This window comes from Vibrio sp. 03_296 (assembly GCF_002265885.1).
The window spans coordinates 1-1734 of sequence record NZ_NPKW01000921.1; the positions used below are offsets into that span (position 1 = coordinate 1).

General features: G+C 46.9%; 2 pseudogenes. Both read right to left on the bottom strand.

Features of this window, described 5'->3' with window-relative positions:
* Positions 1-836: pseudogene (locus tag CIK04_RS28850) on the bottom strand (ABC transporter transmembrane domain-containing protein); the annotation flags it as partial.
* A 256-nt stretch (positions 837-1092) separates the two neighbouring features.
* A pseudogene (locus CIK04_RS35830) lies at positions 1093-1601 on the bottom strand (heme-binding protein).
* Positions 1602-1734: the final 133 nt, after the last annotated feature.

The following is a 1734-nucleotide window of genomic DNA, read 5'->3' on the forward strand; positions in this document are numbered from 1 at the left end:
CGTGGATCACATCACTGCCACCAACCCAAAGCATGCCTGCAATGGCGCTAAAGACAATCACAATCACAATCACGCCAGAGATTAAAATCGCCCGCTGTTTTACACGCTGTCTGCCGATTCGTACGCCTTCTCGACTTCAACCGCGAAGGCGGCTTTTTCATGTTGCTCGGAACTAAAGCTTTGCACGGTTTTAATGTGTTCTATCGCTTCTCCGGCGTAGCTGCCCACATCAGCCATTGAATCTTGGCTTTGGCGAGAGAGGGCACGCACGCGTCGGCATAAACCGAAATAGAACCAACGACAATGTACGGAAGCGAGCACGATCAGCGTGAGCTTAAAGTTGGTGGCAAACAACATGATTATCGCCCCGACGCACATCAGTGCGCTGCGCATCGCCATGGAAAACGATGAGCCAATGATGCTTTGCAGCAAAGTGGTGTCCGTGGTGAGGCGCGACATAATATCGCCGCTGCTGTTGGTCTCGAAGTAGCTCGGGTGCAAGGTTAGTCACATGGTTAAACACCGCAAGGCGAATGTCGGCGCTGACACGCTCCCCAACCGATCGAAACCAAATAAAAGCCAGAAAAGAAGGTGACCAATCGCTACATGCACAGCGTCACGCCAACAATAAATTGAATCGCATTGGTGAGCTCATGCAACGATTGTTGGGCAAACCCGTGGTCGATAAGCATACGCACCCCATACCCAACAGAAAGGGTAAGGCTCGCCGTGGCCACAAGCGCCACCAAAGCGGCAGCAACCCGCCATCTATAAGGTGAAACAAAGGTACTGAGTTTAAGAAGAATACCGAGGTTTTTATTGTTTTTGCTGCTCATGAATGACTCACAAAGCTATTGGGTACTTGGCATAGTAAGCGAGTTTGAGGAGAGAGGCTAGGGAAGGCTGTTCTGTGGGGAAATGAGTCTGACGGGGTAACTTGGTTTTGCCAAACAGTGTTGAGCACGATAGAACCAAACATACTCTAATCTAGTAATTGCATAACGAAAGCTAAGTAGTAGGGGAATAGAGCTAGCCTGAAATTAAAAACGAACACTCCACCAAGTAGCTATGAAGTGCTCGTATAGAATTTAGTTATGCGTAGATTACAGAAGTTTTTTCAATGCAGCTTCCGCTACAGGCTACATCCAGATGACCACCCGGCGCGCCACCAACGCCCACGGCACCAATTATCACTTTGTTTAACTCTACAGGTACACCTGCCAGCCAAGAACAGTAGGCTTTTCATCCATTGTACTGCAAAGGCGTAGGATTGGTTTCTCAGCGATTGTCTTCATTAAGTTGCCTGATGGTTGTTTCATACTTGTCACGGTAAATGCTTTTTTACGTGAGCTGTCTAGAGTATGGATACCGCTCCATCGGCACGTAGCTGAGCTACAACGTTGCCCGATAAGTCAACAACAGTTGCAGACACTTGTAGCCTCTGCGCTGCATTGATTGACAGCCTCTTGTACTAACTCAAAAGCAAACTGAGACGAAATTTGTGTCACTGAAACAGTCTTGTTATCCGCAGCTGAAGCGTTGAATGATAAAGTAGCGAAACCTAGCATTGCGGTGATTGATGCGATTTTGATTGTTTTCATGTTTTACTCCGTTAAGACATCATGTAGTTGATGGAGACCATCTTAACGAACACTCAATTACACAAGGCTTTCCCAAACATTACAAAGCCGTAATAGTTGGTTATATTCAGGTAAGGATATTGATAGAGTATGT